The 26400-nt window shown below is 57.2% G+C and carries 24 protein-coding genes; 8 read left to right on the top strand and 16 right to left on the bottom strand.

Annotated features, from left to right (window positions below):
* Complete coding sequence (codB, locus tag GUC22_RS19430) at window positions 1-1263, bottom strand: cytosine permease (RefSeq protein ID WP_160183732.1); 1263 nt, start codon at window positions 1261-1263, stop codon at window positions 1-3.
* Window positions 1264-1384: 121 nt separating this feature from the next.
* A complete protein-coding gene (locus GUC22_RS19425; RefSeq protein WP_160183731.1) occupies window positions 1385-1726 on the bottom strand; it encodes a hypothetical protein in 342 nt (113 codons plus the stop codon).
* A gap of 41 nt (window positions 1727-1767) precedes the next feature.
* Between GUC22_RS19425 and GUC22_RS19420 the strand changes: the two genes are divergently transcribed.
* From GUC22_RS19420 to GUC22_RS19410, 3 genes are read left to right on the top strand one after another with little or no spacing between them, the layout of a single operon-like run.
* Complete coding sequence (locus GUC22_RS19420; RefSeq protein ID WP_004135408.1) at window positions 1768-2379, top strand: methylthioribulose 1-phosphate dehydratase; 612 nt, start codon at window positions 1768-1770, stop codon at window positions 2377-2379.
* Window positions 2380-2404: 25 nt separating this feature from the next.
* On the top strand, window positions 2405-3892 hold the full coding sequence (locus GUC22_RS19415; protein ID WP_004135407.1) for an FGGY-family carbohydrate kinase: 1488 nt from the start codon (window positions 2405-2407) through the stop codon (window positions 3890-3892).
* 5 nt (window positions 3893-3897) lie between these two features.
* Complete coding sequence (locus tag GUC22_RS19410) at window positions 3898-4926, top strand: 2-hydroxyacid dehydrogenase (RefSeq protein WP_004130378.1); 1029 nt, start codon at window positions 3898-3900, stop codon at window positions 4924-4926.
* A 38-nt stretch (window positions 4927-4964) separates the two neighbouring features.
* Here the strand turns inward: GUC22_RS19410 and GUC22_RS19405 are convergent, their stop codons facing one another.
* From GUC22_RS19405 to GUC22_RS19385, 5 genes are read right to left on the bottom strand one after another with little or no spacing between them, the layout of a single operon-like run.
* On the bottom strand, window positions 4965-5909 hold the full coding sequence (locus GUC22_RS19405) for a carbohydrate kinase family protein (RefSeq protein ID WP_049130977.1): 945 nt from the start codon (window positions 5907-5909) through the stop codon (window positions 4965-4967).
* Between the two features lie 11 nt (window positions 5910-5920).
* A complete protein-coding gene (locus GUC22_RS19400) occupies window positions 5921-6922 on the bottom strand; it encodes an ABC transporter permease (protein ID WP_004135403.1) in 1002 nt (333 codons plus the stop codon).
* Window positions 6922-7908: an ABC transporter permease gene (locus GUC22_RS19395; protein ID WP_024358825.1), complete on the bottom strand. Its 987-nt coding sequence runs from the start codon at window positions 7906-7908 to the stop codon at window positions 6922-6924. The genes GUC22_RS19400 and GUC22_RS19395 overlap by 1 nt, the downstream gene beginning before the upstream one ends.
* The gene (locus GUC22_RS19390; protein WP_201746420.1) at window positions 7905-9410 is read right to left on the bottom strand and encodes a sugar ABC transporter ATP-binding protein; all 1506 of its coding nucleotides are present in this window, start codon (window positions 9408-9410) and stop codon (window positions 7905-7907) included. The genes GUC22_RS19395 and GUC22_RS19390 overlap by 4 nt, the downstream gene beginning before the upstream one ends.
* Before the next feature lie 44 nt (window positions 9411-9454).
* Window positions 9455-10435, bottom strand: coding sequence for a sugar ABC transporter substrate-binding protein (locus GUC22_RS19385; RefSeq protein ID WP_142476843.1), 981 nt, complete (start codon window positions 10433-10435; stop codon window positions 9455-9457).
* Window positions 10436-10847: 412 nt separating this feature from the next.
* Here GUC22_RS19385 and GUC22_RS19380 point away from each other — a divergent pair, with 412 nt between their 5' ends.
* Window positions 10848-13157 carry a molybdopterin-dependent oxidoreductase gene (locus GUC22_RS19380; RefSeq protein ID WP_160183729.1) on the top strand — a complete coding sequence of 770 codons (2310 nt, stop codon included), beginning with the start codon at window positions 10848-10850 and terminating at the stop codon, window positions 13155-13157.
* Window positions 13158-13314: 157 nt separating this feature from the next.
* On the opposite strand, the gene GUC22_RS19375 is transcribed toward GUC22_RS19380, so the two are convergent.
* Both GUC22_RS19375 and mtnC read right to left on the bottom strand, forming a co-directional pair.
* Window positions 13315-13857 carry a 1,2-dihydroxy-3-keto-5-methylthiopentene dioxygenase gene (locus GUC22_RS19375; protein WP_004135399.1) on the bottom strand — a complete coding sequence of 181 codons (543 nt, stop codon included), beginning with the start codon at window positions 13855-13857 and terminating at the stop codon, window positions 13315-13317.
* The gene (mtnC, locus tag GUC22_RS19370) at window positions 13854-14543 is read right to left on the bottom strand and encodes an acireductone synthase (protein ID WP_154963863.1); all 690 of its coding nucleotides are present in this window, start codon (window positions 14541-14543) and stop codon (window positions 13854-13856) included. The genes GUC22_RS19375 and mtnC overlap by 4 nt, the downstream gene beginning before the upstream one ends.
* 188 nt (window positions 14544-14731) lie before the next feature.
* On the opposite strand from mtnC, the gene GUC22_RS19365 reads away from it, so the two are divergent.
* Window positions 14732-15877: a pyridoxal phosphate-dependent aminotransferase gene (locus tag GUC22_RS19365; RefSeq protein ID WP_201746419.1), complete on the top strand. Its 1146-nt coding sequence runs from the start codon at window positions 14732-14734 to the stop codon at window positions 15875-15877.
* Here GUC22_RS19365 and GUC22_RS19360 read toward each other — a convergent pair whose 3' ends face one another.
* The 3 genes from GUC22_RS19360 to citR form a co-directional block, all read right to left on the bottom strand.
* Complete coding sequence (locus GUC22_RS19360) at window positions 15878-16507, bottom strand: IbrB-like domain-containing protein (protein ID WP_004135395.1); 630 nt, start codon at window positions 16505-16507, stop codon at window positions 15878-15880. It lies immediately after the preceding gene.
* A complete protein-coding gene (locus tag GUC22_RS19355; RefSeq protein WP_024358821.1) occupies window positions 16492-17715 on the bottom strand; it encodes a phosphoadenosine phosphosulfate reductase in 1224 nt (407 codons plus the stop codon). The genes GUC22_RS19360 and GUC22_RS19355 overlap by 16 nt, the downstream gene beginning before the upstream one ends.
* 103 nt (window positions 17716-17818) lie before the next feature.
* On the bottom strand, window positions 17819-18730 hold the full coding sequence (gene citR / locus GUC22_RS19350; protein ID WP_154062894.1) for a DNA-binding transcriptional repressor CitR: 912 nt from the start codon (window positions 18728-18730) through the stop codon (window positions 17819-17821).
* 822 nt (window positions 18731-19552) lie between these two features.
* On the opposite strand from citR, the gene ahpC reads away from it, so the two are divergent.
* Together ahpC and ahpF are read left to right on the top strand one after the other, a co-directional pair.
* Entirely contained in the window at window positions 19553-20116 is a 564-nt protein-coding gene (gene ahpC, locus GUC22_RS19345; protein ID WP_004130404.1) for an alkyl hydroperoxide reductase subunit C, read from the top strand.
* Between the two features lie 241 nt (window positions 20117-20357).
* Complete coding sequence (ahpF, locus tag GUC22_RS19340; protein ID WP_024358819.1) at window positions 20358-21923, top strand: alkyl hydroperoxide reductase subunit F; 1566 nt, start codon at window positions 20358-20360, stop codon at window positions 21921-21923.
* Window positions 21924-22000: 77 nt separating this feature from the next.
* Here ahpF and uspG read toward each other — a convergent pair whose 3' ends face one another.
* The 4 genes from uspG to dcuC all read right to left on the bottom strand — a co-directional run bounded on the left by uspG (window position 22001) and on the right by dcuC (window position 25455).
* Window positions 22001-22429, bottom strand: a complete 429-nt coding sequence (uspG, locus tag GUC22_RS19335; RefSeq protein ID WP_004100140.1) for a universal stress protein UspG — start codon at window positions 22427-22429, stop codon at window positions 22001-22003.
* 199 nt (window positions 22430-22628) lie between these two features.
* A complete protein-coding gene (rnk, locus tag GUC22_RS19330; protein WP_004111326.1) occupies window positions 22629-23039 on the bottom strand; it encodes a nucleoside diphosphate kinase regulator in 411 nt (136 codons plus the stop codon).
* A gap of 155 nt (window positions 23040-23194) precedes the next feature.
* Window positions 23195-23989 carry a ribonuclease I gene (gene rna, locus GUC22_RS19325; protein ID WP_160183727.1) on the bottom strand — a complete coding sequence of 265 codons (795 nt, stop codon included), beginning with the start codon at window positions 23987-23989 and terminating at the stop codon, window positions 23195-23197.
* A gap of 92 nt (window positions 23990-24081) precedes the next feature.
* Window positions 24082-25455 (bottom strand): anaerobic C4-dicarboxylate transporter DcuC, encoded by a 1374-nt coding sequence (gene dcuC, locus GUC22_RS19320; protein WP_160183726.1) that lies wholly within the window; start codon window positions 25453-25455, stop codon window positions 24082-24084.
* Window positions 25456-25744: 289 nt separating this feature from the next.
* Here dcuC and pagP point away from each other — a divergent pair, with 289 nt between their 5' ends.
* Entirely contained in the window at window positions 25745-26320 is a 576-nt protein-coding gene (gene pagP / locus GUC22_RS19315; RefSeq protein ID WP_201746400.1) for a lipid IV(A) palmitoyltransferase PagP, read from the top strand.
* Window positions 26321-26400 lie beyond the last annotated feature (80 nt).

Below are 26400 nucleotides of genomic sequence, written 5' to 3'. Positions count from 1 at the left end.
CTACTGCTCCGCGACCGAATCAGCGGCGGGCTGGCGTTTACTCAGGCGAGTCAGCGCGATATAGGCCAGCGCGGACACGCTAATGCCAACCAGCGGGGCGATCCACGGCGACAGGTAAGCCACCACCGCGCCCACGGCGTAGGCGCCCAGCCCCAGCCAGTTAAAACGCGGCAAACGGGCGGTGTGCAGCAGCGGATAGCGGCCGCCGCGATAAAACCAGTAGTCGGCGAGGATAACGCCGCCGATGGGCGGAATGATGCTGCCCAGCAGCACCAGGAAAAGGATCAGCATTTCATACATACCGCCAATGGCCAGCAAAATCCCGACGCCGGCGGCGACCACGGTCAGGGTGCGGCGACGCTCGCTGCGCAGCAGATGACAGGCGGCGGCCGAGACGTTATAGATCGTCGGCCCCTGAATCGTCAGCAGGTTGAGGCACAGCATCACCACCGCGGCGACCGACAGCCCCTGCAGAATCAGCACCTCGACGATATCGGCCTGCTGGTAGACGATGGCGCACCAGGCGCCGGCGATAATCATCAGCCCGTTGCCGATCAGGAAGCTGCTCATGCTGGCGACGATGGCGGTACGGCTGGAGTTGGCCAGCCGCGTCCAGTTGGTCGCCTGGGTCGCGCCGCTGGCAAAGGTGCCGAATACCATGGTGATGGCCGCCGACCAGGTCATGGTTTCGCCCGGTTCGATTTGGGTCATCGCCTGCCAGCCGCCGGCATGATGGGCGGCGAGATACATCGACACCACCAGCAGAATAAACATCAGCGGTACCGACACGCGCGACAGCGCATCCAGCCCCTTATAGCCCACCAGCGCGGTGACGCAGAACAGGATGCCGAACAGGATCATCAGCGGAATGGTCGTCGCCTCAGGCAGGGCGAGGATTTTGACCAGCGAGATGGCGACCGTCGCGGTGCCCCAGGCGTACCAGCCCAGCTCGGCGAAGCCGAGAATAAAATCGGCGAGCTTGCTGCCGATTTCACCGAAGCAAAAACGGCCCATCAGCACGGTATTCAGCCCGCTGCGCGCGGCGATCCAGCCGAGCGACGCGGCGTACAGGGCCAGCAAAAAGTTACCGATTACCGCAATCCACAGCAGGTTAACGATGGAGAAAGAGACGCCAAGCTTGCCGCCCGCGAACATGGTGCCGGTAAAAAAGGTAAAGCTGAACAGAACCATCGAGATGGAAAATACGCCTTTACGCCCGGAGGCGGGCGCTTCGACGAGCGGAAAATCATTGCTGTTTGACATGGTGGAACCTCTGAGTGGCTATCCGAAAAGCGATCACTGAGGGGTAGCAAGAGGTGTGCCAGAAAAAGCGGGGCAGGGGTAACATAATGGGGTGGGCAGTGTGCACATAAAATGGCGTTATTTAGCCGATGTTTGCCATAAATGTGTGCACAATGACGTGTTTTGCACCGCCGTGGAGCAGGGGGATTGCGCTATTGCGCGCGCATTCCTGTCGGGTGGCGCGAACTGCGGGGAGGGCTAAATCGACAAATGCGGCCAATTTTGCGCCGTTTTCCGGTGGCACGATCCCCCATCTTTTTGACCGCCCGCAGCCGGTAATTTTGGCGCCATGAAAATGCTCAGTTGTATTGTTGTTAAAAACCGTAATTTCATATTCTTTTCTGATATAACCATTATCAAAGTAAGTCTTTCCTGAAATATTGTTCGCTTGCGCTGGCGATGTTAGTATCGGGTGAATAGCCATTTAGACGGCTAAATATAACATCGCTAAACTAAGGAACTGCTATGTGGCAAGAAAGACTCGCGCAACTGGTCACCACCTGTCACTGGATCGGCGCGAAAGGCTGGGCGCCGGCTACCGGCGGCAATATGTCGGTGCGTCAGGATGAGACCTGGTGCTGGCTCAGCGAGTCGGGGCGCGATAAAGGCAGCCTGACGACGGAGGATTTCCTGCAGGTGGAGATCGCCAGCAACACAGCGCCTTCCGGGCGTAAACCCTCCGCTGAAACCGGCCTGCATACCCTGGTGTATCGCCTGTTCCCGGAGGCGAACGTGGTTCTGCACGTGCATACCGTCAACGCCACCGTGCTGTCGCGGATTGAAAAAGGCGCCACCCTGGCGCTGCAGGGCTATGAAATGCAGAAAACCCTGACCGGCCAGCACAGCCATCTCGACACCGTACCGGTCGCCATTTTTGATAACGACCAGGATATCGACGCTCTGGCGGCGCGTATTGAAGATTATGCCCAGACCCACCCGCTGCGCTACGGCTTCCTGCTGCGCGGCCACGGCCTGACCTGCTGGGGCAAAGACATTAACGAGGCCCGTCGCCAGCTGGAAGGACTGGAGTTTCTCTTCGAATGCGAGCTGATGCGCCGCCGCTACGAGCGCGACTAAATTTCTCTTCACCAACGGGTCAGGCATGGATTTTTATCTCGGAATCGATATCGGCACTTCGCGCGTGAAAGCGGTGCTGTTTGATCAACGCTTTCAGGCGTGCGCCAGCGCGGCGCAGAACACCGGCCCGCGGCTGTCGGCCAACGGTGACGCCGAGCAGGACATGGCCCAGCTATGGCAATCGGTGGTGGCGATTCTGCGCGATATCGCCCGGCATCCGGCGCTGCAAAACGGGCGTTTACGCGCCATCGGCCTCGCCGGGCAGGGCGAAGGGGTGTGGCTCAGCGACGCCGAAGGCGAACCGGTCGGGCCGGGTATTCTGTGGAGCGACACCCGCAGCCGCGAGCTGATGAGCGAACTGCTCAGCCGCCCCGGCTTTGACCGCCGTTTCTTTGACGATACCGGCACCCATCTGCAGCCCTGCAACACCAGCATGCAGCTGTGCTGGCTCAAGCATCACCAGCCGGAGCGGCTGGCAGCGGCCCGCTATCTGTTTTTCGCCAAGGACTGGATCCGCTTTCGCCTCACCGGCGTCGCGGCGCTGGATCTCACCGATGCCAGCACCTCTTTGCTGAATCAGCAGAGCGGGAAGCTCTCCACGGTGGTGCTCAATGAGATGGGCCTGGCAGATTTACAACATCTGTTCCCGCCGCTGCTGGCGCCGGACGCGCAGGCGGGCGCGCTGCGTGAAGAAGTCGCGGCGCTCACCGGGCTGCCTGCGGACACGCCGGTGGCGGCCGGCGCGCTGGATGTCTGCAGCGCGGCGCTGGGCTGCGGCGCGGTCAACGACGGCGATATCTACACCATTCTCGGCACCACCTGCTGCACCGGTATCGTCTGCCACGGTCGCCAGTCGGTCAACGAGGGGACGCGCTACGTCACCCACACCGAAGCGGGCAGCTTTATTAACCTTTTTCCGATGCAGGCCGGGACGCCGAACATCGACTGGCTCCAGCAGCAAATCTCGCTGGAGCCGGATTTACGGCAGCTGGAACAGAATATCGCCAGCGTCGAACCGGGCAGCGGCGGCGTCTTCTGGCAGCCCTACCTCAACGGCGAACGCGCGCCGTTCTTTAGCCCCGAGGCGCGGGCCGGTTATTTCGGCATTAGCCAGCACACCACCCGCGCGGAGCTGCAGCGGGCGGTGTTCGAAGGGCTGGCCTACGCCATCGTCGACTCGCTTCAGGGCTACCCGCAGGGCGGCGAACTGTACCTGACCGGCGGCGGCGCGGCTTCGGCGACCTGGCTGCAAATGATTGCCGACTGTACCGGCAGAACGGTGGTTTCCAGTCCTTTCAACGAGCTTAGCGCGCGCGGCGCGGCGATTCTGGCGGCGCGCAGCGTCGATGCCCTCAGCCGCTATCCGGCGCTGGAGCAGACCCGCTATCGGCCCAATCCGCAGGCGCATAGCCGCTACGCTGCGCTCTATCCGGTTTACCGCCTGCTGCGCGAGCAGATGCTCCCGGTGTGGCAGGCCCGCCGCGAGGCGCTTCAACGTATTTCTCAGGAATAACGCATATGAAAATTGTTTTTACCGCCGAACACGCCGGCGACCTCAGCGCTTTTCAGCAACTGGGCGAACTGCGGGTGGAAGGCTGGGCGCTGGGCAAGCCGAAGCTGAGCGCAGGCCAGCTGATCGAACTGGCCCACGACGCCGAGGTGCTGGTGACCAGCTATGATGAGGTGACGGAAGCGGTGATCGCCGCCTGCCCGCGTTTACAGGTGATCGCCTGCACGCGCGCCAATCCGGTGAACATCGATACCAAAGCCGCCCAGGCGCGCGGTATCCGCGTGCTCTATACGCCGGGGCGCAACGCCGACGCCGCCGCCGAGCTGACGCTGGGGCTGATGCTGAGCCTGGCGCGGCATATTCCGCAATCGCACGCGGCGCTAAAGCGCGGCGAATTTACCCACGCCGAGAACGCCGCGCAGGCCACCCAGAGCGGGCTGCGCCGCGATGTGGTGTGGGACGTCAGTCCGCAAAGCCCCTATGAAGTGTTTAAAGGCAGCGAGCTGCGCAACAAAACCCTGGGGCTGATCGGTTACGGTAATATTGGCCGCCGGGTGGCGCGTATCGCCCGCGCCTTTGGCATGGCGGTACTGGTGGTGGACCCGTTTGTCGCCGCCGAAGATATCAACGAACCGGGTTTGCAGAAAACGACGCTTGAAGGGCTATTCCGCGAGGCGGATATCGTGAGCCTGCATCTGAGCAGCGGCCCGCACAGCGATGGGTTGGTGAACGCGCAGCTGTTGAATAGCATGAAGCCGGGCGCGCTATTGATTAATACCTCGCGCGCGGCGGTGGTGGACGAAGAAGCGCTGATTCACGCGCTGCGCCACGGCCCGCTGGGCGGCGCGGCGCTGGATGTCTACCATCGCGAGCCGCTGTGGCGCGACCATCCGTTTGTCACCGAGTTTGATAACGTGATTATTACCCCGCATATCGCCGGGGCGACCCGGGAGAGCATTGCTAAGCATACGGCGATGATTGCCGCCGACCTCCAGCGCTATGTCGCCGGAGAGCCGCTGCTCTATCAGTGGCGTTAAGCCGCGCTTGCCGCCGCGCAATGCGGCGGCGAAGCTTGTTATCCGCGACGGTGGGTCGCCATAAATGCCTGCGTATGCTGCCAGTCCACCACGCCGGCATCCGATCCCATCCCGGTCGCCACCAGCGCGGCGACGGCGGAAGCCACCTCGCACGCCGCTTTGACGCTTAACCCCCGGGCCAGCGCGGCAATAAAGCCGCCGCAGTAGCTGTCGCCGCAGCCGGTGGTATCTACGGCATCGACCCGGTACGGCGCGATATGCTCGACGGCGCCATCGCGGGTCAGCAGCCAGGAGCCGTTCTCGCCGTCCTTCAGAATGCAGGTTCCGACGCCAAGCGCAAAGAAAAAGCGGGCGATCGCTTCCGGCTGGGTCTCCCCGGAGAGATACGCCGCTTCTTCAAGGGAAGGCATAAAGTAGTCCACCGACGGCAGCAGCGGGCGCAGCAGATCCAGGGTGCGCGCGTCGGGGGCGATTAAATCAAAGCTGGTGGTGACGCCGCGGGCTTTCGCCGCCTGTAACAGCAGCGCGCTTTGCCCACTGTCCATCGCCGCCAGCAGGCCGCTGCCGCCGTGGTGCAGAAAGCGGCAATCAAGGATCGCGTCAAACTCCTCTTCGCCGACGAAAAGGGCATCGGAGGCCCCCCGACAGTGCAGTGCCGGGCGCTCGCCGTTGGGGCGGATGGGCAGGATCGTCGCCGATGTTTCCTGCTGCGCGGTGCGCTGGATCAGCGAGCAGTCGATCCCCAGGCGCGCGTAGCTGGCGAGGATAAAATCGGCTTTTTCATCTTTGCCGAGGCAGGCCACCGCGGCGGTGCGAATGCCCAGCTTCGCGGCGTTAATATTGGCCCCGGCGGCGGTTCCTGCGGGGTTAAGGCGGATTTGTTCGATAAAGGCTACCCCGCCGCGTGGCGGGATGTCGATAACCGGACGACCGGCGATATCAAGAATAGTCAGGCCGACAAAGACGGCGTCAAAGGTTGCCATGAGAGCTCCGCTTAACGATGGGTCTGGCGCAGACGCGCCTGCCAGAAGGAGAGGGCCAGCGCCACCACCAGAATCACGCCAACCAGCGCGTCTTTCACCAGGTAGTTCAGCCCCATCAGGTTCAGGCCGTTATCGATGATCGCCAGAAATAGCACCCCGCCGAGGGTGCCGGCGATGCTGACCCGACCCAGCCGGTTGAAGGCGGTGCCGATAAAGACCGCGGCGATGGCGTCCATCAGGTAGGCCTGGCCGGCCAGCGGCGTAAACTGGCGCAGGTTGGCGGAGAGAATGACGCCTCCGACGGCGCACAGCGCGGAGGCCGCCACCAGCACCCATAGCATGGTCCGGCGATCGCGGATCCCGGCGATCCGCGCCGCTTCGCCGTTCTGGCCGATAGCGCGTACGTATTTGCCGAACAGCGTGCGTTCGGTCATCAGCCAGGCCGCCAGCCACAGCGCCAGCACAATCACCACCGGCGTTGGAATACCGGCGATATTGCCGACCGCCAGATCGTGATACTCCGGCGCCATCCGGCGGTAGGAGATAGAGCCGCCGCCGTCGGTATAGATGCGTTCGGCGCTGCTGGCGATAAACCAGGTGCCGAGGGTGGCGAGGAACGGGCGAATCTGGCAGACCAGGATCAGGAAGGCGTTCAGCAGGCCGATAATCACCCCGCCGAGCAGCGCGCAGCCCACCGCCGCCTGCCACGGCAGGTGCCAGGTTTTGAGCGCCACCAGCGCAAAGGCGGCGCCGAAATCAAGCGCGACGCCGACGGAGAGGTCAATCGCCCCGGCGCTAACGATAAGGGTCATCGCCATCGCCACGATCAGCAAAATCGCGCTGCCCTGCAGCAGATTGGCCCAGTTATCGAAGGTCAAAAATACCGGGTTCGCCCAGCCGAACAGGGCAATCGCCAGCAGGGTAATCCCGCCGAATCCCGCCCGGGAAAGCCACGCCAGCGGGCTGCTGCCGGTTTGACTCGTTGATGGGGTCTTGAGCGTCATCTGGCTCATCAGTTGCCTCCTTTATGTCTGACCGCCGACGCCGCCAGCACCACGAGGATCAGGCCGCCTTTGATCGCGCCCATCCAGAAAATATTCACCCCCAGCAGGCCGAGCCCGTTCGAGAGCGCATTGACCAGTACCGCGCCGAGCAGCGCCCCCCAGATGGTGACCACCCGACGCCGCGAAAACGCCGCGCCGATAAAAGTGGCGAGGACGGTTTCCAGCAGCAGCGGCGTCGCCGTGCCGCTGCTGCTGCCGGAGCCCTGGCTGAGCAGCGGCAAAATCGCCAGGCCGGCGGCGATGCCCGCCAGCAGCCAGACGATAATGGTCAAACGGCGGACGTTGAGCCCGCTCATCTGCGCCATATCGCGGTTACCGCCCACCGCCTGTAAATGCTGGCCGAAGCGGGAGTGGTGGAGCAAAAACTGAAACAACGCGAAGACTGCCAGCAGGTAGATCAGCGGCAAGGGAATGCCGAAGAGATCGTTATCGCGAAAAGCCACCATCAGCGGGTCGTTCACCGCGATGCGCCGCTGGCCGGTCAGCAGGTCGGTCAGCCCGGTGAAGGCCACCGAGGTTGACAGGGTCGCCAGCAGCGGCGGCAGACCCGCCGCCAGCACCAGCGTAGCGTTGACCGCGCCGCAGGCCAGGCTCACGGCAATCAGCAGTAAAAACAGCGCCAGGTACGGGGTGTTCCACTCGGCCATGCCGAGGCTGAGCAGCGCGACGCCGAGCACCGCGATGGCGGGCAGCGACAGGTCGATGCCGCCGGAGACCACATCATCGCCGCCGACGGCAATCACGCAGACCAGGCCAAAGCAGAGGATCGCCAGCGGCACGCTCTGCACCAGCATCATGCTGATATTTTGCCAGCTTAAAAAGAAAGGCGACTGCAGGCTGAGCCAGACCAGCAGCGCAAAAAAGAGAATCAGGGGAAATTTTTCGATAAGCGTCGTGATGCCCGGAAGGGGGCGGCGCTGGATACCTGCACTCATACCTGTTGTTCCTGTCCACCGTTAATCGTCACCAGCAGCGCGTCCAGCGTCAGCCCGCGGGTCGGGAGGTTGGCCACCAGCTCGCCGCGCCACATCACCAGGATACGGTCGCAAAGGCCCAGCAGCTCCGGCGCGTCGCTGGATGAGACCAGCACGCCGCGACCGCGATCCGCCAGCTCGCGGGTACGCTGATAGATATCGCTGCGCGCGCCGATATCCACCCCGAGGGTGGGTTCATCGAGAATGAAAAGCCGCGCATCGGTGCCCAGCCAGCGGGCGAGAATCGCCTTTTGCTGGTTGCCGCCGCTCATAAAACGCACCGGCAGTTCCGGACGGCCGGGGCGGATGGCGAGCTGTTCGATCCAGCCGCGCGCTTTATCCAGCGCTTTGCCGCGATGCTCCCAGCCGAAAGTGGCGGTTTCCTGTAGCGAAGCCAGATTGATATTGTCGGCGGTGGAGAAGGGGAGAATCAGCCCCTGATGGCGACGGTCGCGCGGCACCAGCGCCAGTCCGGCGCGGGTCGCCTGATACGGCGTCCGCAGCCGCTTCGCCTGGCCGTCGATGCTTATCGTGCCGCTGCGGGGGCGGCGCAGCCCGTAAAGCAGATCGACCAGCACGTCACGCCCGGCGCCCAGCAGCCCGGCGACGCCGACGATCTCTCCCGGCTGAATATCAAAGCTAATATCGTGCAGCTGCTGACCGTCGCTGAGATGGCGAACCGATAGCACCGGCGCGGCGGCATCGACCTGATGCGCGCTGCTCTGGCGAGGGGTATAGAGCTGTTCAATGTCGCGACCGACCATCATTTTAATCAGCGCGTCGGTATTCTGCAGGAGGTCCCGGTCGGGATAGCCGACGACCTCGCCGTTACGCAGCACCGTACCGCGATCGCAAAGGGCGGCGATTTCGTTGAGATAGTGGGAAATATAGAGGATCGCGATCCCCTGCTCGCGAAGGCGCAGAATCGCTGAGGAGACCAGGCTGGCTTCCTGCGCCTCCAGCGGCGCGGTGGGCTCATCGAAGACCACCAGCTTTGCCGCGCCGTCGATCAGCGCCCTGGCGATTTGCACCAGCTTGCGCTCGGCGAGACTGAGGTCGCGGATCAGGCGGCGGGGATTGATGTCCAACTGCCAGCTGTCGCGAAAAAACGCCTGGGTGGCGGCGTTCATTCGCCGTCGGTCCAGCGCACCCCAGCGGGTGCGATACTCCTGGCCGAGGAACACCGATTCCGCCACGGTAAAGTGCGGGATCAGGTTGAGCTCCTGGTGAATAACGCGGATGCCCAGCGCTTCAATCGCCGCGGGATTGCCGAGCGGCAGCGGCGCGCCGTCCAGCGTGGCGTTGCCGCTATCGGCCCGGTAGACGCCAGCGAGGATTTTTATCAGCGTCGATTTTCCCGCGCCGTTCTCGCCGATCAGGCCGTGAATTTCACCGGGGTTCAGAAGCAGCGTGACCGCATTTAATGCAGTCACGTTGGCAAAGCTTTTGCTGATCTGGTTCATCGCCAGGCCAGCGGCGGGGTTCGTCCCGCCGGAGGATTGAGTGATCACTGCAGTTCGCCATATCCCAGCTGTTTGTAGACCGCTTGCGCCTCCTGCGGGCCTTTCACCGGGACTACCGGAATAAAGGTTTGCAGCGGCAGCTTCTGTTTGTCGAAGTAGCGCGCGACGTTATCGGCGGAGGTCTGGCCAATCAGGTGCGGCTGCTGGGCGACGTTGGCGACGAACGGGCTGCCCGGTTCGGCCATGATCTCCAGGGTTTCCGGGCCGGCGTCGATGGCGGTGACTTTCACGTCTTTATCGCGTCCGGTCTCTTCCAGCGCCTGAACAATACCGATTGCCGGCTGATCCCAGCAGGCCACGTGAATTGCGTCGAGCTTACCTTTCGGGTACTGGCTCAGCAGTTCGAGGGTTTTCTTCCGCGCGTCTTCCGGGGAGTTGGCAAACTGTTCGGCCAGCTCCGGCTGAATAATATGAATATCCGGGTAATCTTTAAGGACATATTTCCACTGGTCGTAACGAATGCCGCAAATACGCAGGGAGCTGGAGAATGCATTAAATACCGCGACGTTGCCTTTGCCGCCCAGTTCATCGGCCATATAACGACCAATGGTTGACCCTAAAGTGTAGTTATCTGAGGTGGTGTTATTGACCGAATATTTCGAAACGTGGTCTACGGTAAATACCGGAATGCCGGCATCGCGTAGCGCTTTGAATTTAGGCTCAACGGCGCTGTCGCCCAGAATGCTAATTACCGCATCAACCTTACGCGACAGTAAAATATCGTGGTTATTCGCATGAACCTGGTTATCGCGGCCGCCGTCGACGCCGATCGCTTTACCACCCAGTTTCTCTACCTCTTCGGTCGCACCCTTATAGGCTTCACGATCCCAGAAGTGCTGCGTGCCGACCACGGCGACGCCGATGGTTTTTCCCTGAAGCGATAACGCCTCTGCCGCCAGAGCGTTAACGGAGGCAAGCGAGAGCAGGCCCAGCGCGATGGGCAATAATTTCATTTTCTGCGACATTGTTATTATGGTCCTGTGATGGAGGTGGCTGCGGAGCAGTAGCATGACAATAACCGCCACGCAACCTCAAATACAAAATATGTCTAAGTTATATCAACAATGTTATATCGCAGATTTGCCTGAGGAAAACTTAAATTTGTCATCGGCAACCTGAAAATATTTCATGATGCGGCTTTATCCATTTTTATTTTGTGGGTTTAATTTGCTTGCCAGTATTATTTATTCAATACACTATTGCTGCTTAATTATTATTAATGTGGCTCTTTAATATATCGCTTTATGCAATAACCTTGAGTCATTCTTAATGGATAATGCCTTTGATGCAGTGGATTGTATGGCTGCCGATGTTTTATTTTTATTGTTCCGGCGATTTATTATAGCGACCATTATCGGGTGACAAACAACAGGCACTATGAAAAAACAACATAATCTGACCGTGATGCACTGGGGGACCTGGCAGGTCCAGGCCCGTGACGGCAACATTGAGGCGGTGACGCCGGTGCCGTGGGATAAAAATCCCTCACCTATTGGGCAGTCGCTCCCGGATGCGGTCACCAGCAAGACGCGCATTCGCCGTCCGGCGGTGCGCGCCGGCTATCTGCAAAATGGCCCGGCTTCCCGCGAGGGGCGCGGTAAAGAGCCGTTTGTGGAGGTGAGCTGGGAGGTGGCGCTCGATCTGCTGGCGCGTGAACTGAATTCGGTCAAAGCGCGCTGCGGCAATGAAGCGATTTTCGGCGGTTCCTACGGCTGGGCCAGCGCCGGGCGTTTCCATCACGCGCAAAGCCAATTGCATCGCTTCCTTAAGTGCTTTGGCGGCTATACCGCCAGCACCAATACCTACAGCAGCGCGGCGGGCGAGCGCATCCTGCCGCATATACTCGGTCCGCTGAGCCCGCTGCACCGCCAGCATACCCACTTTTCCGAGCTGGCGCGCGAGTGTCAGCTGTTCGTCGCGTTCGGCGGCCTGCCGCTGCGTAATGCGCAGGTCAACGGCGGCGGCGCCAACGATCATATGCTGAAATACTGGCTGGAAAAGATGCAGGAGCAGGGGACGCGCTTTATCAATATCAGCCCGGTGCGCAATGACCTGAGCGCCGTGGAGAGCGCAGAGTGGCTTGCGGTTCGTCCGGGGACCGACACCGCGCTGCTGCTGGCGCTCTGCTACGTGCTGATTACTGAATCCCTCTACGACAGCACTTTTGTCGCCAGCCATACCGTGGGCTTCGCGCCTTATCGCGCCTACCTGATGGGAGCGCGCGATGGCGTCGCAAAAACGCCGGAATGGGCGGCGGCGATAACCGGTATTGAGGCGCAGCGAATTGCCGCGCTGGCGCGCGAGATGGCGAGCCTGCGCACGATGGTCAATATCTCGTGGTCGATTCAGCGGGCGCGCCAGGGCGAGCAGGCCTACTGGGCGACGGTGGCGCTCACCGCGCTGCTGGGGCAAATCGGTACGCCGGGCGGCGGGTTAGGATTTGGCTACGCCTGTACTAATCTGGCTGGGGCGGCGCGGAAGGCCTTTTCCGGGCCGCGTCTTCCGGCCGGGGATAACGCCGTGAACAGCGTGATTCCGGTGGCGCGTCTTTCCGATATGCTGCTGCATCCGGGCGAAGCGTACGAGTTTGACGGCCAGCATCTGCGCTACCCCGATATTCGTCTCGTCTACTGGGCGGGCGGCAATGCGTTTCATCATCATCAGGATCTTAACCGCCTGTGCGAAGCCTGGCAGCGGCCGGAAACGGTAGTGGTACATGAGCAGTTCTGGACCGCGCAGGCCAAATTTTCCGATATCGTTTTGCCGGCCACCACTTCGCTGGAGCGGGAAGATATCGGCAGCGGCGGTCACGATGGCTTTATGATCGCCATGAGCGCGCAGATCCCGCCGGTGGGCGAAGCGCGCGATGATTACGCCATCTTCTGCGATCTCGCCGAACGGCTGGGGTTCGCTGAGCGTTTTAGCGAGGGGCGCGACGCCGGGCAGTGGCTGCGGCAAATCTACGAAGCGTCGCGGCCGCGCGCGCAGGAAGAAGGGATCGCGTTGCCGTCGTTTGAGGCGTTCTGGCAGCAGGGAGTGCTGGAGTATAGCGCGCCGGAGAAACCGCAGGTCTTTCTGGCGGATTTTCGCGCCGACCCGCAGCGCTATCCGCTCGCCACGCCGTCCGGCAAGATTGAGCTTTTTTCAGAAACTATCGCCGGATTTGGCTATCGCGAGTGCCCAGGCCACCCGTGGTGGGATGAGCAGGAGGCGCAGCGGCAGCGGCAGGAAGCGGCGCGCTGGCCGCTGCACCTGCTCTCCAGCCAGCCGCGCACCCGTCTGCATAGCCAGTACGATCACGGCAGTGTGAGCCGGGCGACGAAAATTGAGGGACGCGAACCGCTGTGGATGCACCCGCAGGATGCGCAGGCGCGGGATATCCGCGAAGGCAGCGTGGTCAAGGTTTATAACGCCCGCGGCGCGATTCTCGCCGGCGTGCACCTGAGCGAGCAGATTTTGCCGGGGGTGGTGCAGATGTCGACCGGCGCCTGGTACGATCCGTTGGATCCGAATGAAAAGGGATCGCTGGATAAGCACGGTAATCCCAACGTGCTCACCGAGGATCGCGGCAGTTCGCGCCTGGGGCAGGGCTGTAGCGCCCAGAGCTGCTGGGTGGAAATTGAGCCATGGCGCGAGGCGCTGCCGCCGGTGACCGCTTTCGATCCGCCGAGGTTTATTGGCGCTTAGGCGCAGGGAATCGCCGGGCGATAGCTGGCCGCCTTGCCCGGCCTACAGGATCATCGCCGTCTGCGGGTCGGCTAGCCCGGACAGGCGCGCCACGCGCGGCCTCCGGGAAAACGCCATGAGAGTGGTGATAAGCCTGTTCACCCGTTGAGTCGCGGCATTACGCCAGCCGCGGGTAGGCGCTGGCGATATCGTCCCCGGTAAACTGGGCAATCCAGCCTTCCGGGTTGTCGAAGATGCGGATGGCGGTGAAGTTGGGCTCAGAACCCATATCAAACCAGTGCGGCGTATGCGCGGGAACCGAAATCAGGTCGTTCTTCTCACACAGGACCTGGAACACCTCATCGCCAATATGCAGGCAAAACAGACCGGCTCCCTCGACGAAGAAGCGCACTTCGTCTTCCCCGTGGGTATGCTCGTTGAGAAACTTTTCCCGCAGCGCCTCTTTTTGCGGATTATCCGCGCGCAGGCTGATCACGTCCCAGCTCTGATAGCCTTTCTCTGCCACCAGCTTATCAATCGCATGCTGATAGGCGGCAATAACCGTTTCTGCGGTTGGCGCCGCGCCTAAATCACGGTCGGCCTGCCAGCGCTCAAAACGGACGCCTTTGGCGTTGAGCTGCTGCTGGATCTCTTCGGCGTTAGTGCTGTGCCAGAGCGAGTTTTGCGGGTCTTTCACGGAAAAAATGGTTAATGCGCTCATGCTGGGATCTGCTCCGGATGAATATCGTCAAAACGCTGAACCTGCGGATGGTGGCTGGCCGGGTCGCGGTCGCCGCGCACCAGCTGTAGGGTGCGGAAACCGGCCTCTTCCGCGGCATCCAGCTCCTGATGAATATCGGACAGGAACAGGATGGCGGCAGGAGGCTGTCCCAGTTGCTCAGCAATGTTGCGGTAGGACTGCGTTTCACGCTTGGCGCCTACCAGGGTATCGAAATAGCCGTTGAACAGATGAGTAATATCACCTTCATCGCTGTAGCCAAATAACAATTTCTGCGCAGCAACGGAGCCTGAGGAATATACATATAAATCAATACCCTGTGACTTCCATTTTTCCAGCGCCGGCAGAACATCCGGATACAGGTGGCCGGTAAAGTCGCCATGAACGTAGCCATCGCGCCAGATAATGCCCTGCAGCGCCTTGAGGGCGGTCGATTTGCGGTCTTCATCCATAAAGGCGAAGAGGGTAGCAATAAGTTCTTCGGCGCCAGCCGCCGGCTGGGCGATCTCTTCGCGCAGGTTATCGAGAATGGTCTTCACCGGCTCGACAAATTGCTGAGCGGTAACGAAACCGGCCAGGCGTTCGCGGGCGTACGGGAACAGAACGTTGTGGACGAAGCGAATGTCGCTGGTGGTGCCTTCAATATCGGTCACGATAGCGCGGATCATGAGTTCTCCAGAGTGAACGGTAGGTCGTGCTGACGGTGGCGTTGTGTTGATAGCGGTTTTTCAATCATAAGCGAAATAACGTTATCATTTAGACGTCTAAGCGTCTTGATTGCCAAATATTAACATCGTGTTATAGTGGCTTCAACAACAGCATCACAAACGGTACAAAAAGAATGAGCAATAAGCCACTGATTCCTGAGAGTAAACTCCCCTCACTGGGCACGACCATTTTTAGCCAAATGAGCGCCCTGGCCCAGCAGCATCAGGCGATTAACCTGTCGCAGGGGTTTCCGGATTTCGACGGCCCACGCTATCTGCAGGAGCGACTGGCATATCATGTGGCGCAGGGGGCGAATCAGTATGCGCCGATGACCGGCGTGGCCGCGCTGCGCGAAGCCATCGTCGATAAAACCGAAGAGCTGTACGGCTACCGTCCCGATGCCAACAGCGACGTGACCGTGACCGCCGGAGCGACGGAAGCGCTGTATGCGGCGATTACCGCCCTGGTGCGCGCCGGCGACGAGGTTATCTGCTTTGACCCAAGCTACGATAGCTATGCCCCGGCGATTGAGCTGTCGGGCGGCGTGCTGAAGCGTATTGCCCTCCAGCCGCCACATTTTCGCGTTGACTGGCAGCAGTTCGCCGCGAGCCTCAGCGACAAAACCCGACTGGTTATCCTCAATACGCCGCACAACCCGTCAGCAACGGTGTGGCTGCGTGAAGATTTTGCCGCGCTATGGCAGGCGATTGCCGATCGTGAAATCTACGTGCTTAGCGATGAAGTTTATGAACATATCTGCTTTGCCGCCGAAGGCCATGTCAGCGTGCTGGCGCATCCGCAGCTGCGCGAACGGGCGGTAGCGGTTTCTTCATTTGGCAAAACCTTTCATATGACCGGCTGGAAGGTTGGCTACTGCGTGGCGCCTGCCGCCATTAGCGCCGAGCTGCGGAAAGTGCATCAGTATCTGACTTTTGCCGTCAATACGCCCGCGCAGCTGGCGATTGCCGATATGCTGCGTCGCGAACCGGAGCATTACCGGCAGCTTCCGGCGTTTTACCGCGAGCGGCGGGATCTGTTTATTGATGCGCTGCGTTCCAGCCGCCTGGAAATTTTGCCCTGCGAAGGGACCTACTTCCTGCTGGCGGACTATAGCGCCGTCTCGGATCTGGATGATGTCAGCTTCTGCCGCTGGTTAACCACTGAAATCGGCGTCGCGGCGATCCCGCTGTCGGTGTTCTGCGCCGATCCGTTCCCGCATAAGCTGATACGCCTGTGCTTCGCCAAACAGCCAGCAACGCTGCTGGCTGCGGCGGAACGTTTGTGTCGTCTGTAGTTATTTAACGGTCCACGCCTGAGAAAATTGACGGTCGCCGAACATCTCCACCAGACCGTTGATTTGCTTCAGGCGCAATACTTCGTCTGAATCCATACCTAACTCTTTGCCGATTTTCGCGTCGGACCAGCCGAGATGCGTCAGTTCCTGGACAATTTCCGACATCGCATGAATCTGATGCCGCCCCCGCGCCCGGTTGTGGCGAATGGTCGCGGCCATCAGAGAATCACGCTTAGCGCCGTTATTTTCCAGGCAGGCGATGGGCAGATAGCCTTTCAGCCGTTTTTTCAGCGCCGCTTTGCCGCTGGCCAGCTCATGGCGATGAAAACCATCGATAATGGCGTAGCGCTCATGCTCCTGTTTCAACACCACCACGGGTTGCGTGAAGCCGTCCGTTTCCAGCGAGGTGAACAACAGGCGCTTTTCTGGCGGCGCAAGGTTATTTGGGTTGTAATCATTAGGCAAAACGTTTTCCTGTTTGACCCACAGTACGCAATCAACCGGTTGTGATTTGAAGGGGCTATATTTATGCAGAGTCTGGCGGAAGGCGTTAAGCGCAGTAATCTTTTCCTCTTCATCTTCCAGCGATTGCAGATAGCGTTCAATAGCCTGGATTAATTGTCGTTGCATAGTATTCCCCATTGCTGGCGCTTCTTATTCATACGTTCGCGATAGCGTTTATATTGATGAGATTTGGTCGGACTAAAAGAGAGCTGGCGGCACCAGTAATCATTGTTCAGGAGAACTTTGCAGATGCGCCGCCATGAGGGGATATCTTTGGAGCCAATATCCGCCGGTTGGGTATCCGGAATATCCGCCATTCCCCGCTTCTGGTACCAGTGCAGATAAACAGCGATTTTATTGCGATAGTGTTCCGCCGTTTTCTCCGGCATGCTATCGAGCAAGAACAGGGCATAGCTTTTCCACGTGTGGTGCTCCGGCTTATCCAGCTTCCGATGACCGTAGAACTGATTATCGTGACCGGCATAGACCCCGCCGCAGTGGACGCCGCTGACGCGCTGGCACATGGCAGCCCAGCGTTCAGGCTCCAGCACATGGTATAGCCACAGCCCCTGGCGCTGTTCCGGGCCAAAGGGTTCGCAAATACGCATATAGCGCAGCGGAACGCCCGCCTGATACATCAAGTTATAGAGCGGGTTATAGGACAGGCCGCTTTTACCAAACCAGGTCCAGATATCGGCGGTTTTCCAGTCGTAGATAGGATAGATGTACCACGCGTGACCGCCCGGCGCTGAGGTGGTCCAGGGTTTATCGTCGGCAAAGCGAAGCTTACGCTGCGAGGAGATGGCGATAAACCGATTAAGCGATTCATCGGCGCGGATGCCGACCATAACCGCCGCGGGACGGTTTTGCGAAAACCAATCGGCAAATTCGCGGACGAACGTTTCAAAGCTCATACCCGATTGATAAAACGGGAAATAGCCGGGATCGGTAATCGCATCTTTCGGCGGTTGGCGCACCCAGTTCGCACCGGGTTCCCAGCACTGCCATTCGGGGTTGTATTGGGTCAGCGAGTTTTGCGTGGTGAGGGGCAACGCCACCCAGAAAAATTGCTCAATAACGTCGCGATACTCTTCGCGCATCCTTTCGCAATGCGCAATGGTGCAGGAAAACTGCGCTTCCCAATCAACAAACAGGACGCAAATCTTTTTGCCTGTATGGCGGGCATGCTGCGCCGTGAGATGCAGCATGGTTGTTGAATCTTTACCGCCAGAAAAAGAGACGCAAATACGGGAGAAGTTTTCCATTACCCACTCTATTCTTTGCTGGCTAGCCTGCAGAACGGACTCTGGTAATGGAAGTTTTATAAAAGACACAGCCATTATTCCTTTAATGCGAAAGATACTTTTTACTTATATCATACTCTTTTTGTAATCAAGAGGTTGGTTATTATTCATCAATTCAATGGAATCATTTTAATTATTCGATGACGTTATTTCTTTCGAAATCATCGATGAATTTTGCAAACTTTGGATCGTCTATATTTACCCGGTTGTAAATCATGTAAATGTTGATGGCGGGGATCTTAAACGGCGCCTCTATAATTTTAAACTTATTTTGAAAGCTAATGTATTCTAAAATACAGGTCGGCACAAAACCGATTAAATCAGTTTGTTGAATAACATTAAGTATGGCAGTGTATGAATCGCTACTGAAAGCGATTTTTCTATCAGCAAGAATGCCGGCAGCCTGGTTCTGAAAGGATTTAGTTCCCTGATCGTTAGACAGGTAATAAGTAAATCGTTCCTGCAGTATTGCCTTCGTCGTGGTCAGTGATGTCAGCCTGGGATGGTTTTCATTACACACCAGCGAAATGTCCATTTCCTGGATGCGTTTACAGACGGTGGCTCGCGATGACAGCGGCAGAGTGCTGAATACCAGGTCGGCTTTACGGTAGGATAACAAGCTTTCTACCGACTCTCCTGATGCCAGCAGATCGTGATGCTCAACGTACAGGTTTGAATCATTTAATAACATATGAAGCAAATTGGTTGTTTTAGGGGTAATAAAAAGCTGCGGGGCATAAACCACAAGACGTTTCTTTAATTCAGAACGATTGGTCAGATAAATAGTTTGTTCTAATTGATTTAGATTTTTTTCAAGATGATGATGCAGATTAACGCCTACCGTAGTCGGCGTTATCCCTTTACCTGAACGAACGAATAGCGGGTCATTGAGCTGGTTACGTAGACGCTGGAGTGATTGACTGACGGCAGAGGGGGTAATAAATAGCGTTTCCGCCGCTTTACTGATGCTTAAGTGCTGGTAAATACATTCAAAAATAACGAGTAGGTTCAGATCGAATTTCTTGAGATCGTAAAGATTAGCCATTTTCAACGTCCTGTTAAGCTGGCGGTAAGAAAAATAGATTATTATATGGTCGCATCATATTTGCTGGGTGAATATTTGTTTTTTATTATTTATTACTCGCGTCGTCATTAAGTTTATCTAAATATATACCACCGTCGTACATTCCGCCAGATCCTTTTGTTTACCGCAACGCCTGAGGCTGAAGGGCGTTTATGAAGTCTGACTTTACCTCCTTCATAATCTGTAGTTTTTCTTTATCTGCGGCCTAATCGCGTGTTGAAGCCTATTTTCGTTATCATAGGGTCAATTGCCGTTATGACGTTGACGCCGGTATCGTTTATCAACCGATGAGGGTCATTAAGGCGCTTCCTATGTGCCGGCCGGGAGGAAGCTCATCGCGGAAGCCGGGGATTCAGATCCGTATGAACAGGGGGCAATTTAGTGAAGACCTGTAAAATCAATGATAAAAGCCAGGGCTGCGGTAAAACCTATTACAGCCATAGGTAAGACCTGAAGACGCATGGATTGCCCTTTCGTTCAGCGGGTGATGTAATCGCTGAGCTGTTACATTAAGGTGTAGAGCGCAACACATTGCCAGCTACTGGCGCTGAACCTACCTGCGGGTGTTTCAGGTAACGGGGCCGCCTGCGAGGGCGGCCTTTTTACTTTTCAGCGCATATCATGCGAAACGCGGCAGAAGTTTGCCATCGCGTTGACAGGTTCACAAAGTTGTCTTGTTCCGGTTGTTAGATAACGCTTATTGATTCGATAATGCAAACGCATTGGTCGAGTCAGGAAAAATTCGTTAACTTAGACCTCAACGAAAACACGGAGGAAGTATAGATGTCCTTAATTAATACCAAAATCAAACCTTTCAAAAACCAGGCGTTCAAAAACGGTGAATTCATCGAAGTAACCGAGAAAGATACCGAAGGCCGCTGGAGCGTCTTCTTCTTCTACCCGGCTGACTTCACTTTCGTTTGCCCGACCGAACTGGGCGACGTCGCAGACCATTACGAAGAACTGCAGAAGCTGGGCGTAGACGTGTACTCCGTCTCTACCGACACCCACTTCACCCACAAAGCGTGGCACAGCAGCTCTGAAACCATCGCCAAAATCAAATACGCGATGATCGGCGACCCGACTGGCGCCCTGACCCGTAACTTCGACAACATGCGTGAAGATGAAGGTCTGGCAGATCGCGCCACCTTCGTTGTTGACCCGCAGGGTGTTATCCAGGCTATCGAAGTTACCGCTGAAGGTATCGGCCGCGACGCGTCTGACCTGCTGCGCAAAATCAAAGCAGCTCAGTACGTAGCTTCTCACCCAGGCGAAGTTTGCCCGGCTAAGTGGAAAGAAGGCGAAGCGACTCTGGCTCCATCCCTGGACCTGGTCGGCAAAATCTAAATTTCCATCGTCTTTCACGCCATAGCTGCGTTGGCGTCGCCTGCTCACCCCGGTCGCTTACTTCAGTAAGCTCCCGGGGATTCTCAGGCTCGCCGCCTTGCTCTGACGCGAAATAGTTTGGAAATTATTTCAGTCATGGGCGCACCGGCGCCCGTTTTATTCCAACACCATGATGCAAGCGTATTCAGGCTGCCTGGACGAGGCCGCTTGCATGATGATGTTTTAAGCCCAGGAGATAAAAATGCTCGACACCAACATGAAAACCCAGCTCAAGGCTTACCTTGAGAAGCTGACTAAACCTGTTGAGCTGATTGCCACGCTGGATGACGGCGCTAAATCGGCAGAAATCAGGGAACTGCTGGCTGAAATTGCTGAACTCTCAGATAAAGTCACCTTCAAAGAAGATAACGGCCTGGCGGTGCGTAAGCCGTCATTCCTGATTACCAACCCCGGCTCCAGCCAGGGGCCGCGCTTTGCCGGCTCTCCGCTGGGACATGAATTCACCTCTTTGGTTCTGGCTCTGCTGTGGACCGGCGGTCATCCGTCAAAAGAAGCCCAGACCCTGCTGGAGCAGATCCGCAATATCGACGGCGATTTTGAATTCGAAACCTACTATTCGCTTTCATGCCATAACTGCCCGGATGTGGTTCAGGCGCTGAACCTGATGGCGGTACTGAACCCGCGCATCAAGCACACGGCGATTGACGGCGGAACGTATCAAAATGAAATCACCGAACGCAACGTGATGGGCGTACCGGCGGTATTTATGAACGGTAAGGAATTTGGTCAGGGCCGCATGACGCTGACTGAAATCGTGGCTAAAGTGGATACCGGTGCGGAAAAACGTGCGGCGGAAGAGCTGAATAAACGTGAAGCCTACGATGTCTTAATCGTCGGTTCCGGCCCGTCCGGCGCAGCTGCAGCCGTTTACTCCGCGCGCAAAGGCATTCGTACCGGCCTGATGGGCGAGCGTTTTGGCGGCCAGGTGCTGGATACCGTGGATATCGAAAACTATATCTCAGTACCTAAAACGGAAGGCCAGAAACTGGCTGGCGCATTAAAAGCGCACGTTAGCGAATACGATGTTGATGTTATCGATTCCCAGAGCGCCTCAAAACTGATCCCTGCGGCGGTTGAAGGCGGTCTGCATCAGATTGAAACCGCCTCCGGCGCGGTGCTGAAAGCGCGCAGCGTGATCATTGCCACCGGCGCGAAATGGCGTAACATGAACGTGCCGGGTGAGGATCAGTATCGTACCAAGGGCGTAACCTACTGCCCGCACTGCGACGGCCCGCTGTTTAAAGGCAAGCGCGTGGCGGTGATCGGCGGCGGTAACTCCGGTGTGGAAGCGGCAATCGATCTGGCAGGCGTTGTTGAGCATGTTACTCTGCTGGAGTTCGCGCCGGAAATGAAGGCCGACCAGGTTCTGCAGGATAAAGTGCGTAGCCTGAAAAACGTCGATATCATCCTTAACGCGCAGACCACAGAAGTGGTGGGCGACGGCAGCAAAGTCACCGGCCTGCAGTACCGCGACCGGGTGAGCGGCGATGAACACCACGTGGCGCTGGCGGGGATCTTCGTTCAGATAGGTCTGCTGCCGAATACCAACTGGCTGGAAGGCGCGATTGAGCGCAACCGCATGGGTGAAATCATCATTGATGCGAAATGTGAAACCAACGTGAAGGGCGTTTTCGCCGCCGGCGACTGCACGACCGTTCCGTATAAACAGATCATTATCGCCACCGGCGAAGGTGCGAAGGCGTCGCTGAGCTCGTTCGATTACCTGATTCGCACTAAAACTGCATAATTCATAATAAAGTAAGACTCAACCTGCACAGTAAAGAGGCTACCCTTGGGTAGCCTCTTTTTTTTAGCTCGCTGGAGTTATCTGACCACCATCACCGGAATATGGGCATGACGAATCACGCTTGAGGCGTTGGAGCCCAGCAGGTGCGTGCTGATGGAAGGATTGCGGGAGCCAATCACGACCACATCGGCTTTTATTTCATTGGCCAGTTCATTGACCATATCGCGCACGTTGCCAAAGCGGACGTGCATTTTGATTCGCGACGGGTCAATGCTGAAATGTCCGGCCATCGTTTTCAGGCGCGTTTCTGCTTCGTGCTGCAAGTGCTCTTCAAAGCGGCGCAGGTCGGCGGTAAAACGACTCATCGTGAAGCTTGATGAGCCGGGTAGTACGTGGAGAAGATGGATAACCCCGTCCTGCTGGGCTAAAAACTCGGCATGGCGAACGGCTTTATCGCTTAACTCCATTTCAAAGACATCAACGGGCATAATGATTGTTTTATACATATGCATTCCTCCTTGTTCGTCTGCTTTTATATCAACACATTATAGGAAAGTATTGTGCCATTCAGGTCGCAAAATTGTCAGATCGGCTGGAGTGCGGCGTAAAAGTTTGTCAAATGAGAAGTGAAGAGTGAAAAGCTCAGAAAGAGGATGTAGATACATCCTCTGGATAAAGCGTGAAACGCCTCAGGCAGGAAGGGGGTTAACGGTGGAAATCGCCAGCGGCTTCCGGCTGATAGAGCAGTTCCAGCACTTCAAGGTGCGTTGAGGTGCCGCCCGGTAATTCCCAGTGGATCGCGCTGCCGACTTTTAATCCCAGCAGGGCGGCGCCAACCGGGGCCATAACCGATAGCTGAGTGGCGCTATCCGTTACCTGGGCCGGGAAAACCAGGGTGCGGATGCGCTCTTCGCCGGTTGTTAAATCGCGAAACCTGACCTGGCTATTCATGCTGACAACATCATGCGGCATGGCTTCAGGGGCCAGCATTTGCGCGCGGTCAAGCTCGTCATTTAGCGCGTCCGCGACCGGCGAGTTGGCGAAAGCCGGCTGTTCCAGCAGCCTGTCAATGCGCTCTGCGTCAAGTTCATTAATGATGATTGCGGGTCTGGTCATCTCATACTCCATGTTATCCAGGAACCTGTCCGTAAAAGAAAACCCTCACCGAAAATGGCAAGGGTTAATGTCCTCTCATCATACTGAGACTTGCTGGTGGTTTGAAGTGATTAAACGCACATTCATTAACGAACGATAGCTAAGTCGTATAAAACCTAGCCGGCTTTATCCAGCAGAAATTGCTTACCGCAGTTCCCCGGATGGGGCTGGGGTAAGAGTGAGTTAGCGGATAACGGAGCATTGATAGCCGCGGCTTTGATGGAGATTTGCATCTCTGTCAGATAGGCGGGGTTGCCGTTGCAGGTCAACTTAAACGCCTTAACGTTCTGTTTTCCATAGGCCTGAGCGACCGCGGCGTTGAAGTCATCCCGGCTAACGGTTTGCCCGTAATGTTTGGCCAGGAAAGCGCCAAGAGGCCCTTGCTTAATTTCGCTGTTCAGGCGCACCATGGCGCCGAAATAGTTGTCAGGATCAAACCCAAAGCAAACGCCATGCTTGGCGTATTCATAACGTTCAAGACATGAGTTGCCGCCCGAACCCGGCATGACGCCGTTAAGTTTATTTGCCATTTCCAACGATAGACCGGTTTCCGCCGCCCGACATTTTTGCCCGGCTTTCGCTTCAGGCATGTTGGGAACAGGGCGGGTCGCGCAGCCAAAACGCATCCAGCGGCGCTCGTCCACTCCGCGCGCGGCAATGGATTTTGGCAGGCTCGGCCACAGGCCGTGAACGGTGAGGAAATCGGCTTTATTGCTGAGTTCCTGCTGCAGGCGACACTCTTCCGGCTCGCCGCGGTTTCGGTCTTGCATACTTTGGCAGAACCCCGTTTGCCAGGAGAGAGCCAGCACGTAGCGGTCAAAATCACCGTATTGCGTGGCGATCAGCGGATCCGCGCTGACCTGGGCGGCGCTAAGCAAAAGGGCAATGGCGACGAAATCCTTCCTGAACATTTTTATTCCTGATGACGAATGGTCATTGATAACATTGCGTTATTAAAGCATAAAAAAGGCGCCAACAGGCGCCTTTTCACAGGGTTTCACCGTTAGCGGATTGCGCTGCCGGGAACCAGCACTTCGGTGGCGATAATCACCACTAACAAACCCACCAGAACCGGGACAGAGGTCCGTTTTACCACCTCAAACGGCGAAATTTTTGCCATCCCGGCGACGGCGACCACCACGCCGGATACCGGCGAAATGGTTCGGCCAAGATTAGACGCCTGCAGCATCGGAATCGAAAGATAAGCCGGATTGATACCGGAAGAGTGCGCCAGCTTCGGGATCATCTCAACGAAAGCATAGAAGGGGGCATTACCAGAGCCTGTGGTCATCGCCGCCAGCATGGTCAGAATGACCAGCACCAGCATCAGAATAATACTGGCGGAGCCGAAAGAAGTCGCAATGGAGATCAGGCCGTTAATAAAGCCAATGGTACTCAGCCCCTGAGCAAAGACGCCGGCAGCAACCAGCAGCATCACCACTCCGGCAAACGCGTCAGCCATGCCGCGATACGCCGCCTCCAGGCCGTTAAACACATTTTTGGTGTTAAAGCCGCGGCAGAATTCCAGAACCGCCGCCAGTAGCATGCAGAGAACAAGAATAGTGATGATATGCAGCTCTGGGCCCCATTTACCGTCGAAAATCAGTACTCCGATTATCGGGGTAAACGGCAAAATGGCGTAGAAGGCGGGAGCGGTGGTGGTTATCTCGTTTACATCGAGCATTTCATGGGCGACGTTTTCTTTTTTATCCAGGTAGCGCTGCCAGAAAAAGTGAGCGATAGCCATGCAAATGATGGCGACAATCGAGATAGGCAGCGTGGTTTTAAAGGCAAAGTCAATCAGCGGCATTTCGGCGGCCTTAGCGGCCAGCACGACATCGCCGGAGGTCGGGGACAGAATAATCGCCGCCGGAGAGGCGCAAATAGCGGCGGCGGCACCGCGGCTGATGCCAACGTTGACCATGACCGGGAACAGCGTCGCCATCAGCAGCACCCCCAGACCGGTTGCCGAGGAGACGGCCAGCGACATCAGGCAGGCAACGAAATAGGCGGCGATCATCAGTAGATAGGGTGAGTTAATGAAGCGCAGCGGTTTCGACGCCAGCTTCACCACCATGTCATTGGCGCCGATGTGCGTCATATAGGTCGCGAACCCGCAGAGCATCATGATCATCATGCCGAGGTCGCCGCCGCGGCTCATAAGCAGTATCTTGATATATTCAACAATATCGGTGGCGGAGTAACCGGTGCTCTTTGCGTCGCCAGGTAAAATCTTATGCCCCATTAGCGCACTGGCGATGAGTAATAATAAGCCACCGACGAACAGCACGCCGGTGGCGGAATAGCCTTTAATGATGTAGCGGGCGACGCCCACAATGACCACAATCCCAATCAGGATCTCTACTAGCGTAAGCATTCTTTTACCCCTAAACCATTAACCCAAAGAATCTGCTGATAAATAAAGCGAAGGAAAAATTAAGTGAGCGAATGTGCCTAAAAAACGGGCGAAACTCGCTGATGCAAATCAATAAATCGATGAGAATCTCTCTCTGACGGTACAAGGCCCGCATAGTTAAACGTCAGGCGAGGGGGATTTCAGATTTTTTGTACCGGGCAAATCAAGAGTTTGCCTAATTCCGTTAAGGTAGTATTAAGTTTATCTTTGCTATCTTACTCCGCTTTAAAAATGATACTGGTAAGAGAACGTGTTAATGCGACGTCGATTTATAGGATTTTTTCTTGGATGCCTGGGCCTGCTGCTATCATCCACCTCCGCTAACGCATCGTTTAGCTCGACGCTTCGCGACGGCTACAATACGCTAAGCGATAACGTCTCGCAGACGTGGAATGAGCCTAAGCACTACGATCTTTATATCCCCGCGGTGACCTGGCATGCCCGTTTCGCCTACGATAAAGAGAAAACGGACCGCTATAACGAACGCCCGTGGGGCGCCGGCTTCGGGGTCTCGCGCTGGGACGATAAAGGGAACTGGCATGGCATCTATCTGATGGCTTTTAAAGACTCTTATAACAAATGGGAGCCTATCGGCGGCTATGGCTGGGAGAAGACCTGGCGTCCGCTGGCGGACGATAATTTCCACCTTGGTCTGGGCTACACGCTTGGCGTGACGGCGCGTGATAACTGGAAATATATCCCGATTCCGGTCGTGCTGCCCCTGGCTTCCATCGGTTACGGCCCGGCAACGTTCCAGATGACCTATATACCCGGTACCTACAACAACGGTAACGTTTACTTTGCCTGGGCGCGCATTCAGTTTTGATGCGAATTTTGATAGCCATAAAAGAGATAAGCGGACTGTCTTGTGGAAAAACAAAGACTAAAGGGAACGAGGTACAAAAA

It is taken from the genome of Klebsiella sp. MPUS7 (assembly GCF_009905335.1).
GTDB lineage: Bacteria > Pseudomonadota > Gammaproteobacteria > Enterobacterales > Enterobacteriaceae > Klebsiella > Klebsiella grimontii.
The sequence above is the reverse complement of the archived record's forward strand: the minus strand, read 5'-3'. Positions and strand labels throughout refer to the sequence as shown.